Annotated in this window: 8 protein-coding genes; 3 read left to right on the forward strand and 5 right to left on the reverse strand. The window is 70.9% G+C overall.

Going from position 1 to position 14,628, the window contains the following annotated elements; genetic code table 11:
• Positions 1-2 precede the first annotated feature (2 nt).
• From ACIBF7_RS28325 to ACIBF7_RS28335, 3 genes are all read right to left on the reverse strand, one after another.
• Entirely contained in the window at positions 3-1,007 is a 1,005-nt protein-coding gene (locus tag ACIBF7_RS28325) for a LacI family DNA-binding transcriptional regulator (protein WP_219543646.1), read from the reverse strand.
• Positions 1,004-3,766 (reverse strand): glycoside hydrolase family 3 C-terminal domain-containing protein, encoded by a 2,763-nt coding sequence (locus ACIBF7_RS28330; protein WP_397198524.1) that lies wholly within the window; start codon positions 3,764-3,766, stop codon positions 1,004-1,006. Before ACIBF7_RS28330 ends, ACIBF7_RS28325 begins: the two co-directional genes overlap by 4 nt.
• Positions 3,767-3,872: 106 nt before the next feature.
• A complete protein-coding gene (locus ACIBF7_RS28335; protein WP_148036976.1) occupies positions 3,873-5,087 on the reverse strand; it encodes an ROK family transcriptional regulator in 1,215 nt (404 codons plus the stop codon).
• A gap of 177 nt (positions 5,088-5,264) precedes the next feature.
• Here ACIBF7_RS28335 and ACIBF7_RS28340 point away from each other — a divergent pair, with 177 nt between their 5' ends.
• Genes ACIBF7_RS28340 through ACIBF7_RS28350 form a run of 3 tightly spaced genes read left to right on the forward strand, consistent with a single transcriptional unit; the run spans position 5,265 to position 8,811 of the window.
• A complete protein-coding gene (locus ACIBF7_RS28340; protein WP_397198525.1) occupies positions 5,265-6,905 on the forward strand; it encodes an extracellular solute-binding protein in 1,641 nt (546 codons plus the stop codon).
• Positions 6,833-7,894, forward strand: a complete 1,062-nt coding sequence (locus ACIBF7_RS28345) for a sugar ABC transporter permease (protein ID WP_148036974.1) — start codon at positions 6,833-6,835, stop codon at positions 7,892-7,894. Before ACIBF7_RS28340 ends, ACIBF7_RS28345 begins: the two co-directional genes overlap by 73 nt.
• Positions 7,891-8,811, forward strand: a complete 921-nt coding sequence (locus tag ACIBF7_RS28350) for a carbohydrate ABC transporter permease (RefSeq protein WP_397198526.1) — start codon at positions 7,891-7,893, stop codon at positions 8,809-8,811. The genes ACIBF7_RS28345 and ACIBF7_RS28350 overlap by 4 nt, the downstream gene beginning before the upstream one ends.
• A 27-nt stretch (positions 8,812-8,838) precedes the next feature.
• On the opposite strand, the gene ACIBF7_RS28355 is transcribed toward ACIBF7_RS28350, so the two are convergent.
• The gene (locus tag ACIBF7_RS28355; RefSeq protein WP_397198527.1) at positions 8,839-11,505 is read right to left on the reverse strand and encodes a cellulose binding domain-containing protein; all 2,667 of its coding nucleotides are present in this window, start codon (positions 11,503-11,505) and stop codon (positions 8,839-8,841) included.
• Positions 11,506-11,727: 222 nt separating this feature from the next.
• Entirely contained in the window at positions 11,728-14,604 is a 2,877-nt protein-coding gene (locus tag ACIBF7_RS28360; protein WP_397198528.1) for a glycoside hydrolase family 3 C-terminal domain-containing protein, read from the reverse strand.
• Positions 14,605-14,628 lie beyond the last annotated feature (24 nt).

Raw genomic sequence — 14,628 nt, forward strand, 5'->3', positions numbered from 1 at the left:
GGTCAGGTGCTGGCGCGCAGGGCCAGGTGGGGGGTGAGCAGGGTGGCGTCGGGGGCGGGCTTGCCGTCGAGCTTGTCCATCACCAGCCGGACCGCCTCCCGGCCCACCTCCTCGGCCGGGATCAGGACCGAGGTGAGCGGAGGGCTGGCACGTTCCGCCACGTCGTCGGGGCAGATGGCGACCACCGCCACGTCCTCGGGGACACGCCTGCCGAGCTGGCGCAGGGCGCTGAGCACGTGGCCGACCGCGGCCTCGTTGTGCACGACGAGCCCGGAAAGGTCCGGCTGGTCCCTGAGCAGCCTGCTCAACGTCGAGTACACCTCGTCGAACGTCTCCTCGCACGGCAGCGCCACCCCGGTCACCCGGTGCGCGGCGACGGCCGCGACGAAGCCCTCGCGGGTGCGGCGGGCGAAGCCGGTGCCGCGCTCGTAGACGACGGCGGGCGCGCCCAGCAGGGCGATCCGGGAGTGGCCGCGCTCGGCCAGGTGGGCGACGCACTGCGCGCCGGCGGCGGCGAAGTCGAGGTCGACGCAGGTCAGGCCGGCGGGTTCGGCCGGGAAGCCGATGAGCACGCTGGGCTCGGCCAGCTCGCGCAGCAGCGGCACCCGGCTGTCGTCCAGCTCGACGTCCATCAGCACGAACGCGTCGACCAGCGCGCTGGCCGCCACCCGCCTGATGCCGTCGGTGCCCTCGTCGGCGGTCAGCAGCAGCACGTCGTGGTCGAAGCGGCGGGCGGCGGTGACGACGGCGCTGGCGAAGCGCATCAGCACCGGCACGTGCATGCCGGCGCGCAGCGGCAGCACCAGGGCGATCACGTTGGACCGCTTGCTGGCCAGCGCGCGGGCGCCGGCGTGCGGGTGGTAGCCGAGCGCGTCGATGCTGTCGAGCACCCGCCGCCTGGTGCCGGCCGAGATCGTGCGCTTGCCGCTGAGCACGTACGAGACGGTGCTGACGGCCACGCCGGCGTGCCGGGCGACCTCCGTGATGGTGACCGTGCGCCCGCTCAAGTCGCCGCTCCGAAGTCGATCTGGCTCAGCGTGACGCCCTCGTTCTCGAACACCACATAAAGATCGTGCACTCCCCGCGTGGCCGCAAGGGAGGTGACGATGGCGTGCAGGTCGTACCGTCCGGTGCGGGGCACGGGCAGGGTGGCGATCGGCTGCCCGTAGAGGGGGTCGCCGATCCGCAGCGTGATCATGCCGCCTTCGGTGCTGCCGAGCACGGCCAGGCAGGAGGCGGCGCCGTTGAGGTCCACCTGCCGGAACAGGATCCAGGCGCCCTCGGCGTCGGCGCGGACGGCGTCGCCGTTCTCGCGGCTCGCCTCGGTGAACGTGACCGCGTCGTACTCGTCGTGGTCGACGGCGCGCAGCAGCCCGCGGCGCGGCGGGATGGTCTCGCCGTCGACCTCGAAGCGGGCGGTGACGCGCAGGTCGGTGGCGCTGCGGCCGGCCATGAGCCGGTGCGGCGCGCGCTCCACGACGAACCGGCCGCTGGTCACGTCCCAGCAGGCCAGCTCGCGCACGGGCAGGTCGAGGCGGACGACGCGGCTCTCGCCCGGCGCGAGCCGCACCTTCTCGAAGCCGCGCAGCCGGCGCAGCGGCTGCTTGACGCGGGAGCGCTGCTGGTGGGTGTAGAACTGGACGACCTCGACGCCCTCGCGCGGCCCGGTGTTGGTCACGGTCACCGAGGCGCGCACCATGCCCCCGGGGTCCACCTCGACCGTCAGGCCGGAGTAGCCGAACTCGGTGTAGCCGAGCCCGTGCCCGAACGGGTAGCGCGGGATGCCCCGGAAGTACATGTAGGTGGCGTCGGCGGTGATGATGTCGTAGTCGAGCAGGTCGGGCAGCTCCTGCTCGGAGCGGTACCAGGTCTGGGTGAGGCGGCCCTCCGGGTCCGCGTCGCCGAGCAGCACCTCGGCCAGCGCGTGCCCGTACTCCTGCCCGCCGTGCGACGACCAGAGCACGGCCGGCACCCCGGAGGCGCCCCAGGTGAGCGGGTAGCCGCTGCTGATCACCATGACCGTGCGCGGGTTGGCGGCGAGCACGGCCTGGACCACCGCGTCCTGGGCGGGGGCGAGCGCGAGCGTGCTGCGGTCCTCGGTCTCGCGGCCGTTCACCAGCGGGTGGTCGCCCACGACCACGACGGCCACGTCGGCGGTGGCGGCCAGCTCGGCGGCCTGCCGCGCGCCGCTCCTGACCACCTCGGGCACCAGCCAGAGCGCCTGGTCGGCGTCGTCGACCAGGCGGAGCGTCCCGTCGGCCGCGGCGCCGACGTAGCAGCCGGTGGAGATGTGCCGCAGCGCCACGGCCCCGCGCGGCCGCTCCTCCATCCGGAACGTCTGGCGCACCTCCCAGCCGTTCGGCCCCGGCTGGTCGTTGACCAGCACGCCGTCGTCCACGGACACGAACCGGCCGGTGGCCACGGCGCGCAGCGCGTAGGCGCCGCCACCCCAGTCGAACACGTCGAACGTGCCGGGCTCGGAGCCGAGGCTGAGCGGCCCGCCCGCCGGGTCGGCCGTCACGCAGCCCGCCTCGGCGGTCATCGTCACCCGGTCGACGCCCTCGCAGAAGACGGTCGCGCACCGCTCGGCCAGCCCGGCGCGTGCGGTGACGGCGTACGGGAGCGTCCCGCTGTACCAGTCCTCCATGAGCGTGTCGCCGAGCTGGCCGATGACCGCGACGGTGGCGACGTCACGCAGCGGCAGCAGCCCGTCGTTCTCCAGCAGCACGAACGAGCGCCGCGCCGCCTCGCGGGCCAGGTCCTGGTGGCGCGGGCAGTTGACGACTTCCTCGGTGACGTCGTCGTACGGGGTCGCGGGGTCGAACTCGCCGAGCCGGAAGCGGATCGACAGCAGGTGACGCACGGCGGCGTCGATGTCGTCCTCGGCCAGCAGGCCGCGATCCAGGGCCTCCCTGACGTGCCCGAGCGTGGCCTCGGCCCGGTCGTCGTCCTGGGTGAAGCTGTCCAGCCCAGCTCTGATCGCGTGCGCGTACGCGTCGGCGGCGCTGTCGTGGTAGCCCTGCAGCGTGACCAGGTTGCCGGGCGCGTAGGCGTCGCTGACCACGAGGAGGTCGTCCGGCGCCCAGGCGCGCAGCGCCTCGCCGATGAGCGGGCTGAGGTGCGCGGGCCGGCCGTTGACCAGGTTGTAGGAGGGCATGACGGCCACCGCGGCGCCCTGCTCGATGGCGGGCCTGAAGGCGGGCAGCTCGTACTCGTGCAGCACCCGGGGCGGCACGTTGCTGGAGGTGACGCAGCGGTCGGTCTCGTTGTTGTAGGCGAGGAAGTGCTTGAGCGTGGGCGCGGTCTTCAGCACGTTGGGATCGCTCCCACGAAGGCCCCACGCGTACGCCGCGGCCAGCAGCCCGGTGAGCCACGGGTCCTCGGAGTAACCCTCCTCGTTGCGTCCCCAGCGCGGGTCGCGCAGCGGGTTGACGACGGGGGCCCACACGTTGCGCCCGGCGCCCGTCGGGTCCTTGTGGTGGAAGGCCAGCACCTCGTCGGAGGTGGCCTCGCCGACGCGGCGCAGCAGCTCCGGGTCCCAGGTGGAGGCCAGCCCGACGGCCTGCGGGAACACCGTGGCGGGGCCGAGCCAGGCCAGGCCGTGCAGGGCCTCGGTGCCGGTGCGGAACGCCGCCACGCCCAGCCGGTCGATCGGCGCCTGGTACTGGTGGAGCAGGCCGATCTTCTCCTCGAGCGTGAGCCTGCGCGACAGGTCGGCGATCCGGTCGGGAAGGGGGATCTCGGGGTCGCGGAAGGGTTCGTGCATGGCCATCCTCTGGGGGGAGTGTCGAAGCGCTTCGATGACCGGCCGGTGGGGTTACGTCGGTGTTTCTGGGGGTTTCATGAAGGGTGCACGCGTCTGTGAAGCTAGGTCAAGTGGTTCGTGAGATTCCGCCGGGCAATCTTCCCGAATCGAGCGAGTCGAGCACCCGCGCCGCCCCGCCCAGCGCCGCCGCGTCGTGACCGAGCGTGGAGGCCACCACCTCGCAGCCTCCGGCCTGCGGCGCGATGGAGCCGTCGCGCACCGCGGCGCGCACCGGCGGCAGCAGCCACGGGGCCAGCGCCACGTAGTAGCCGCCCAGGATGACCACCTGGGGGTTGAGCAGGTTGGCGATGATCGACACGCCCCTGCCCAGGCCGGCGCCCACGGCGGCGAGCGTCGCCAGCGTGGCCTCGTCGCCGGCCCGCGCGGACCTGACGACCTCCTCCAGCTCGATCTCGATCTCGGCCGGTGACGGGTCGGCCCGGCGGAGCACGGCGCCGATGCCGGCCATCGCCTCCAGGCACCCGCGCCGCCCGCAGCGGCAGGCGGGGCCCTCGGGGTCGAGCTGGACGTGGCCGAGCTCACCGCTGTAGCCGAGGCCGCCGCGGCGCAGCCGCCCGTCGAGGATGACGCCCGCCCCGACGCCCATCTGCCCGGTCAGGTAGACCAGGTCGTCGGCCCCCGCGTTGCCGCCGAAGCGCTGCTCGGCCAGCGCCGCCAGGTTGGCGTCGTTGTCGACCTGGATCGAGAAGCCGGGGTCGCGCAGCGCCTTGGCCAGGTCGCCGCCGATGTCGGCGTCGCGCCAGCCGAGGTTGGGCGCGATGCGCACCGTGCCCTGCACGTCGACCAGGCCGGGCACGGCCACGGCCAGGCCGAGGACCTGCCGCTCCTCCTTGGCCATGCGGTTGACCACCCGCCGGACGACGGCCGCGACGTTGGCCACGCCCTGGTTGACCGACTCCCCCGCGCTGAAGGAGCGCCGCCAGGCCAGCAGCCGCTGCCCCGCCAGGTCGGTGGCGACCGCGGCGACGTAGTCGACGTTGATCTCGACGCCGATCGCGGCGTACGGGGAGCCGTCGAGGACGAGCATGGTGGCGGGCCTGCCGACGCGGTTCTCGGTGAGCCCGGTCTCGCGCACCAGGCGGCGGTCGATCAGGTCGGCGACCAGGCTGGAGACGGTCGCCTTGTTGAGCCCCGTGTTGGCGGCGATGTCAGCGCGGGAGCACGGCGCGTGCTCGCGTACGAACCGGAGCACGACCGCGAGATTGGTGGCCCGGACGTCCGCGAAGTCGGCCGGCTGCGGGCCGGTCGTGGATGTGATCAATATCAGCCCCGTTCCCACCGAGAAGTGACCCCAGCATGCCGCATCGCGGGCTCCCTTCACCAACCTGTGACCGTGCCGCTCCCTTGTGGTAGCGGTCACAGTCTACTAATTTGTTTGGGCGTAATACCAACTAATTAATCCTAGTTGGCCATTCCCACTCGGAGAAGGGTGCGAGCGATGAATCCGACGACTCGCCGAGGGTTCCTCGGCCTGGTCGGCGCGGGCGTCCTGGCGGCGGCGACCGGCTGCGCCGAGAAGCGGGGGCCCGCCCAGGGCACCGCGGTCGCCGCCGACAAGCTGGCGGGCCTGGTGCCGACCCGTATGCCGTACGAGATCCCCGGCCTGCGGCCCGACCTGCCCGGCAACGAGTTCGTCGCCCCCGGCTTCCTCACCCGGCCCGCCCAGATGGTGCAGGCGGTCACCACCAAGCCGATCACCAGCGGCAAGGAGGTGACCGCGATGACCCCGCTGTGGGGCACGGTGCCTCCCGGCCTCGGCGACAACTCCTACTACGCGGCCGTCAACGAGCGGCTCGGCGGCACCGTCCGGTTCAACATCTCCGACGGCAACACCTACGTGCAGAAGGTCTCCACCCTCCTGGCCAGCGGCGACGTCCCCGAGCTGATGCAGATCCCCGGCTGGGAGCTGATCAAGATCGCCCGCTTCACCGAGGCGGCCAACAAGCTCTTCGCCGACCTGTCGCCCTATCTCGCCGGCGACAAGGCCAAGGAGTTCCCGCTGCTGGCCAACTACGACACGGCCGCCTGGCAGTTCGGCGTGTTCGGCGGCGTGCTGCAGGGCATCCCCTGGCAGAACGAGCCCTTCCCGTTCGCCCTCTTCGTCCGCCAGGACATCCTCGACGAGCTGGGCCTGCCGCACCCCAAGAGCACCGACGACCTGCTCACCCTGGGCAAGGAGCTGACCGACGCGAAGAAGAAGCGCTGGGCCTTCGGCGGCGTCGACCAGGAGCTCCAGCGCGCCTTCGGCGCTCCCCGCGAGTGGCGCAAGACGGCCCAGGGCACGCTGGTCCACAAGTACGAGACCGACGAGTTCGCGGCGGCGGTGGAGTTCCTGACCAAGCTCTTCGAGAACGGCTGGGTGCACCCCAACATCGTGGCCAACGCGTTCGCCGACCAGAAGGCGCCGTTCGGCAGCGGCCAGCTCATGATGCTGAAGGACGGGCTCGGCTCCTGGCACGAGAACCTCGGCCGCTTCCTGCCGGACAACCCGAAGTTCGACCAGCAGCCCGTGGCGCCGTTCGCGGCCACCGCCGGACAGGCCCCCATCGTCTGGCGCAACGAGCCCGCCAGCATGTTCTGCTTCGTCAAGAAGGGCCTGGGCGACGCCCGCACCCGCGAGCTGCTGGCCATCGCCGACTGGTGCTCGGCCCCGTTCGGGACCCAGGAGTACGAGCTGGTCAACAACGGCGTCGAGGGCGAGCACTACAAGGTCGAGGACGGCAAGGTGGCGCAGACCGCCCTGGGCCGCAAGGAGGTCGCGCCCACGTACATGTTCCTGTCGGGACGGCCGCCGGCGAACTCCATGAGCCAGTACGACGGCCTCGTCCAGTCGCTGTGGGACTGGCAGACCGGCGCGGCCAAGTATCTGGAGAACGACCCGTTCGTGGGGATCCGGGTGGAGGTGCCGTCGAAGATGGCGGGCCTGGTCCAGCCGACGGAGGACAAGCTCAACGAGATCTACCGCGGCAAGCGGCCGGTCTCCGAGTGGAAGACGATCGTGAAGGAATGGCAGGAGCAGGGCGGCAACGAGGCACGCGAGTTCTACAGCAAGGTCGCCAAGGAGAACGGCCGGCTGTGAGCTCCCCCGCCGTGACCGCCGAGAAGCCGGCCCGGCGCCGGGCCGGCGGGAAACGCGGCAGGAAACGCGGCAGGACCGCGGACTGGCGCGCCAAGCTGCGCCGCGACTGGCCGCTGCTGCTGATGAACCTGCCGATGCTGCTGCTCGTGGTGGCGTTCTGGTGGATCCCCGGGCTCGGCAACATCATCGCCTTCCAGGACTACAGCCCCTACTCGGGCGGCATCCTGGGCAGCCCGGTCATCGGCTTCACCAACTTCGCGCTGCTCTTCCAGGACCCGCAGTTCCTGCGCGCGATCGTCAACACGCTGTCGATCACCGCCTTCCAGCTGATCTTCTACTTCCCGGTGCCCATCATGCTGGCGCTGCTGCTCAACAGCGTGGTCTCGGCCAGGCTGCGGGCGTTCGTGCAGGGCGTCGTCTACCTGCCGTACTTCTTCTCCTGGGTGCTGGTGGTGGCCATCTTCCAGCAGATGTTCGGCGGCGCCGGCCTGCTGGCGCAGCTGCTGCGCGAGCGCGGGCACGAGGGCGTCGACTGGATGACGAACTCCGACACGTTCATCCTGCTGCTCACCACGCAGACGATCTGGAAGGACGCCGGCTGGGGGGCGATCATCTTCCTGGCCGCGCTGAGCACGATCAACCCCAGCCTGTACGAAGCCGCGGCGGTCGACGGCGCCAAGCGGTGGCGCCGGATGTGGCACATCACGCTCCCGGGGCTGCGACCGGTGATCATCCTGCTGCTGATCCTCCGGCTGGGCGACGCGCTGAACGTCGGCTTCGAGCAGTTCATGCTGCAGCGCGGCGCGGTCGGCAGCGAGGTGTCGGAGGTGTTCGACACGTTCGTCTTCTACTCGGGCCTGCGCACCGGGGATCTCGGCTACGGCGCGGCCGCCGGGCTGTTCAAGGGCCTGGTCGGGCTGCTGCTGATCGTCGCGGCCAACCGGGTGGCGCACGCGTTCGGCGAGCGAGGGGTGTATTCGAGATCATGACTCTGCTGGCGACGAGGAAGAAGCCGTCGGGCCTGGCGGCGTGGGAGGAGCCGCCCTCACCGGCCGGGCGGGTCGGCAAGGGCGCGGTGCTGACGGTCATCGTGCTGGCCGTGCTCCTGCCGCTCTACACGATCGTGCTGACGAGCCTGAGCTCCAAGGCCACGGTGAACCGGGTGGGCGGGCTGGTGCTGATCCCGGAGGGCATCACTTTCGACGCCTATATCCAGATATTTTCGGACACGGTGGTGCGGCGGGCCGTGCTGGTCGCCACCGGCGTCACCGTCGTCGGCACCGCCATCAGCCTGTGCGTGAGCATCCTCGGCGCGTACTCGCTGGCCCGGCCCGGCTCGTTCCTGCACCGGCCGCTGCTCTTCGCGGTGCTGCTGATGTTCGTGTTCTTCCCCGGCATCATCCCCGTCTACCTGATGGTCAGCGGGCTCGGGCTGAAGGACACCTACTGGTCGCTGATCCTGCCGACGGCGGTGTCGGCGTTCAACGTGGTGGTGATGCGGGCGTTCTTCATGAACATCCCCGGCGAGATCATGGACAGCGCCCGGATCGACGGGGCGGGCGAGTTCCGCATCCTGTGGCGGATCGTGCTGCCCATGTCGAAGGCCGTCACCGCCGTCGTCGGCCTGTTCTACGCGGTCGGCTACTGGAACGCCTGGTTCAACGCCATGCTCTACCTTGAGGACTCCCGCAAGTGGCCGCTGGCGCTGGTGCTGCGGCAGTACGTGGTGGACTCCAACCCGCTGCCCACGGCGACCGTGGGCGTCACCGGCGCGGGCGACCTGCCGCCGACGCTGGCCGTCAAGATGGCGATCGTGGTGGTCGCCGTGGTCCCCGCGCTGGTCATCTACCCGTTCGTGCAGCGCCACTTCACCAAGGGCGTGCTGATCGGGGCCGTCAAGGGGTGAGGGCGCCCCCGGAGGGGCGCCCTCAGGCTAGACGGGCGTGCAGGTGAGGGCCGGCGTGGAGCCGGCGCTGGTCTGGCTGCCGTTGAAGCCGAACGACGTGGCCGCGTTCGGCGCCAGGTTGCCGTTGTAGCCGGCGTTGGTCACGCTCACGTTCGCGCCCGACTGGGTGTGCGAGCCGCTCCAGAGCTGGCTGATCCTCTGGTCACCCGGCCAGGTCCAGGTCACCCGCCAGCCGGTGATGGCCGAGCTGCCGGTGTTGCGTACCGTGACCTCGGCCTGGAAGCCGCCGGGCCACTGGTTGCCCGCCTGGTAGGTGGCCGTGCAGCCGGTGCCGGTGGTCGGGGTGACCGTGGGGGTCACAGTCGGGGTGACAGTTGGAGTGACCGTCGGCGTGACCGTGGGCGTCACGGTGACCGGCGGGCCTGTGCGGTCGCCGTAGATGATGCCGCGGCCGTTGGTGCCCAGGTAGACGCGGCCGTACACGCGCGGGTCGCCCGTGAGCGCCTCGCCCATGTTGCCCCACTGGTGCTGGTCGTCGTTGATCCGGACCCAGTTCGCGCCGGTGTCGTCCGAGCGGTAGAGGCCGGTGACGCCGTCGATCGTGGCCACCGCGAAGATCGCCATGTAGTTCGCGCCGGGCGCGGCCTTGCCGAAGCCGACGTTCACCGAGCCGGTGATCCCGGAGACCTTGGTGAAGGACGCGCCGCCGTTGGTCGAGCGCCACAGGCCGCCCTCGCCCGCCAGCCAGATGTGGCCCTCGACGCCGGGCACGGCCTTGAACTTGCCGGTCGTGGGCAGCCCGGAAGCGGCGGTGGCGGTGAACGACGCGCCGCCGTTCGTGCTGGCGTAGAACCGGCCGCCGTCGAACCCGTAGAACTTCGAGGCGTTGACCCGGTCGGACTCGACGATCGCGCCCGTGGGCAGGCCCTGCACCTGGGTCCAGGAGTTGCCGAAGCCGACCGAGTAGTGCGGGGTGACGCCGCGCGGCGCCCACACGAAGCGGGAGCCGTCGGCCGCCGCCGCGACCGTGCCGCCCTCGTTGATCCCGCCGGGCTCGCCGCCCTGGAACCAGTTGGCGCCGCCGTCGGTGGAGAAGGCCACGTGGCTGTCGTTCGGCCGGTCGGCGTCGGTGAAGTTGCCGGCCCGCACCATCACGGACGGGTTCCGCTCGGCGTAGTCGAGGCTGGTCGTGGAGGTGAAGTTGGGCGAGGTGAACATCATCGGCGGCACCGCGTCCAGGTTCGTGTGCCGGAACCCGGCGATGTCACCCAGGCCGCTGATCAGCGGGGCGCCGCTGGGCGGGCTGATCAGGTCGAGCACCGCGGTCTCCTCCAGCCCGCGCACCATGGGCTTGATCGTGAACGTGCCGCCGGAGTCCCACTGGGTGAGGTTCTCGGTGCCGTAGATCGTGGCGCCGGTCCCGTACATCATCCGGTTGGAGTCGAACGGGTCGATCTCCAGCGACTCGGTCATCCAGCCGAGCTTGGGCGTGACCTCGGGCGGCTGCGGGTTGGTGCCGAAGGTCAGCCAGGGCACCTCGGAGACGTTCATCTGGTAGCGGAAGCTGCGGTTCGGGTACGAGGTCCAGTCCCAGACCCGGGTCCAGGTGGCGCCGGAGTCGGTCGACCTGAAGAAGATCACGTCGGGCCACCAGGAGATCTGGGTGGCGACCATCAGCGTGCCGGGGTCCTGCCGGTCCAGGGTGAGGCCGCTGTAGCCGAAGTAGTCGTCGGAGCTGGACGACGGGACCGGGCTGACCTGGGTCCACGTGCCTGTCGCGGTGTCGAGCCGCCACACGTCACCCTTGGCGCCGTCGTACGGGCCGCTGGTATCGCTGGTGGCGATGAACAGGTGGCCGTTCTGGGCGTCCAGCACGCCCTTGTGCGCGATGTAGCCGGTCGGCTGGCCCGCCACCCGCTGCCAGGTGGCCCCTGCGTCCGTGGTGCGGTAGACGGTGTTCTGCTTGTCGGCCACGCCCACGTAGATGGTCCTGGTGGCGGTGCCCGAGGAGGACGAGCGCGGGTCGTAGGTCACCCAGACGACGCCGGGGCGGTGGCTCTGGTAGCCGTTGGGGTCGCTCGGGTCGTCGGCGTGGTTGCCGGGGTTGGGGAAGCTCGTCACCTTCGCCCAGGTGGCGCCGTAGTCCGTGCTGCGCCACAGGCCGTTGCCGTTGGGGGCGCCGAAGTAGAGCACGCTGTTGCGGTTGGGGTCGACGGACAGCGCCTCGCCCATGCCTCGGCCGGGCATGTTGCCGCCGAGCTTGAACGGCAGCTGGGTGGCCTGCCAGGTGGCGCCCTTGTCGGTGGAGCGCAGGATGGCGCCGTTGTTCGGGTCCCAGTCGTTGGTGTACATGCCGACGGCCGCGTACAGGCGGTTGGTCTGCACGGGGTCGGTGGCGAGGCTGATCACGCCGTTCCAGCCCCACTTGTCCCAGCCCACCCAGTCGAGCAGCGGCGTCCAGGACTTCGACGACTGGTTCCAGCGGTACGCGCCGCCGATGTCGGTGCGGGCGTAGATCAGGTTGCGCTCCGTGGGGTTGAAGACGATGCCGGGCACGAACCCGCCGCCGTCGATCCGCACGTTCTTGTAGGTGTACGGGTCCGCCGCGACGGCGGCGACCGGAGTCATCCGCACCACTGCTGTGGCCAGCAGGACTGCGGTGATCGCGAGCAGGCTGAGTAATGCCTTTCGCATGAGCGGCTCTCCCTTTCCTGGCACGCCGAAAGAGCGCACCTGAGGACAAACAGATGACCGCCATGCACGACCAGGTTGCAGGACCCTGACCATCGCCGCGCCCTCGCGCATGAGCAATTAGAGGCTCACACACGCCTCAACGGCCCGTCAATAGTTTGGACGCACAACCAAATAAGTCGGCCCGGCACGGAGCCATGCTCCCCGTGCCGGGCCGACGCTCCGTCACCGGGCCAGGGTCAGATCCCTGAGCCGGATCCCGCCCTTGAAGAGCACGTACAGGTCGCCCTTGCCGGGCTTGAGCCGTGCCGTGACCGTGGCGTACTCGTACACCCCGCCCGTGGCCGGCACCTGGACGGAGGCCAGCAGAGCGCCCTTCGGAGAGCCGCGGCGGAGCTCGATCGAGCCGCCCGCGACCGAGGCCACCCCGGCGCTGAGCTCAGCCCCGTAGACGGCGTCGGTGAACGAGATCCAGCCGCCGTCCGACCCGGCCACCACGTCGCCGCGCACCTTGTTCTCGTCGGCGAACGTGACGCCCGCGTAGTCGTCGAAGTTCATCGCCCTGGTCGGCTTCGTCAGGTCGCGCGGCGGCACCTTCTCCCCGCTCACCTTCAGCGTCGTACGCTGCCTGATCTTGTCCGAGGCGGAGCCCACGAGCACGTCGTGCGCGGCGTCCTCGACCACCCACGTGTCCCGCGTGTGGTCCCACACGGCCAGGTCGGACTTCTTCAGCGGGAACGTCACCGTCTTCGACTCGCCCGGCGCCAGCGCGATCCGCTGGAAGCCGCGCAACCGCTTGACCGGCTGGTCGAAGCGGGACTGCCGCTGGTGGGTGTAGAGCTGCACGACCTCCTCGCCCGCCACGCGGCCGGTGTTGGTGACCTTGACGCTCACCTGCTCGCCCTGCGCCTTCAGCCCCTGGTAGCCGAACGTGGTGTAGCTGAGCCCGTGACCGAACGCGAACTGCGGCCGGCCCTCGTGGTACAGGTACGTCATCCCGGTCTTGGCCAGGTCGTAGTCCAGGATGCTCGGCAGCTCGCCACCGGCATACCAGGTCTGGGTGAGCCGCCCGGCCGGGTTCACCTCGCCGAAGAGCACGTCGGCGACCGCGTGCCCGGTCTCCGCGCCCGCGTGCGTGGTCCACAGCAGCGCCGGGGCGTCCACGATCACGGGATAGCTGGTCTCCAGCACCACCACGGTCCTCGGGTTCGCCTTGCGCACGGCCTCGATCAGCCGCTTCTGCCCGTCGCCCAGCCGCAGGTCGTCACGGTCGTGGAACTCGCGGCCGTGCACCCACGGGTGGCTGCCGACGACCACGACCGCGACCTCGGCCTTCCGGGCCTGCTCGGCCGCCGCGGCGATGCCGTCGGAGACGACCTCCTTGGCGAACCTCGCCGCCTCCGCCTTCGGCGCCAGCGCGAGCGCGCCGTCGGCGGTCACGGTCACGTACGGGTCGGGCAGCGCGTACCAGCCCTCGACCGCCTCGAACCCGGCGTACCGGATCAGGAAGGTCCCGTCGCCCTGCTTCTCCAGCGAGAACTGCTGCGACACGTACCAGCCGTTGGGGTCGTCGTCGTCGGTGTCGAGCGAGCGCCAGTCGCCGCCGAGCAGCTTGCCGTTGCCCGCGTTGCGCAGCGTCGAGATGTCGCTCACCCAGTCGGTCACGTCCCACTGCGAGGCGGGCGTCGGCGCGGTGTCCACGAGCGCGGCGTTGGCGTCGGGCCCGGTTCCGGTGGCCGTGACGTACTTGCCGGACTCGACGTGCTTGAGCGCGACGCGCTCCAGGCCCGCCCCGGTGGTCACGTCGGCGACCCGCTCCTTGATCCCGTCCAGCGGGGTGACCTCGTACGGCATCGTGCCCGCGTACCAGTCGCTGTAGAGTTCGTCCGCCAGCGGGCCGACCACGGCCGCCGACTTCGGCGACCTGAGCGGGAGCGTGCCGGAGTTCTTCAGCAGCACGGCCGCCTTGGCCGCGGTCTCACGGTTGAGCGCGCGGTGCGCGGGGCTGTCGATCACGCTCGCGCCGATGCCCTTGTACGGGCCGCCGTCCGGGTCGAAGTGGCCCAGGCGGAACCGGATGGTCAGCGCCCGGCTGACGGACCGGTCGACGTCGGCCTCGGTGATCAGGCCGCGCTCCAGGGCCGTGGTGAGGTGCTGCACCATCGGGCCCTTGTCGCTGCCGTCGATGGTGAAGCTGTCCTGGCCCGACTTGAGCACGGCGGCGAACGCCTCGGCCTTGTCGTCGTAGTACCGCTCCAGGTCGGTGAGCGCGTGCGGGCCCCAGGCGTCGCTGACGTTGTAGAGCGTCTTGTCGGTCCAGGACCTGACGACCTCCTCCAGGTCGGAGTTGACGTGGTTGGGCCGGCCGTTCACCAGGTTGTACGAGGCCATGACCCCGGTCGCGGCGTCAGCCGAGATCGCCGACCTGAACGCCTGCTCGTAGTACTCGTGCTTGAGCCTGGGCGTCAGGTTGGACGAGGTGAGGCTGCGGTTCACCTCGTTGTTGTAGGCCAGGTAGTGCTTCAGCACCGGCGCGGTCTTCAGGTAGAACGGGTCGTCGCCCTGCAGGCCCTTGCCGTACGCGGTCGCGATGGCGCCGGTCAGCAGCGGGTCCTCGGAATAGCCCTCCTCGTTGCGGCCCGCCCGGGGGTCGCGCAGCGGGTCCACCACCGGCGCCCAGACCTGCAGGCCCCACAGCGTCGGGTCGGTCGCGTTGTAGCCGCGCGCCTCGTCGCCGACGGCCGAGCCGACCCGCTTGATCAGCTCCGGGTCCCAGGTGCTGGCCAGGCCGACCGCCTGCGGGAACACGGTGCCCTTGGCCAGCTTCTGGTTCCAGTTGTCGTCGAGCGCGTTGGACCAGGCGACGCCGTGCAGCGCCTCGGTGCCGTTCTTGTGGTACGGGACGCCCAGGCGCGGGATGGCCTCCTGCGACTGGTGCAGCAGACCCAGCTTCTCCTGCAAGGTGAGCCGGCCCAGCAGGTCGGCGACCCGCTGCTCCACCGGCAGCGACGGGTCGCGGAACGGTAACTCCGCCTGCGCCGCGGCCGGTGCCGCGAGCAGCGACGCGACCAGGGTTAAGACGATCAGGATCGGTTTCTTCATGGGGGGTTCTCCTCGGGAGGGAGG

Source organism: Nonomuraea sp. NPDC050478 (assembly GCF_044458265.1).
Taxonomy (GTDB): domain Bacteria; phylum Actinomycetota; class Actinomycetes; order Streptosporangiales; family Streptosporangiaceae; genus Nonomuraea; species Nonomuraea ferruginea.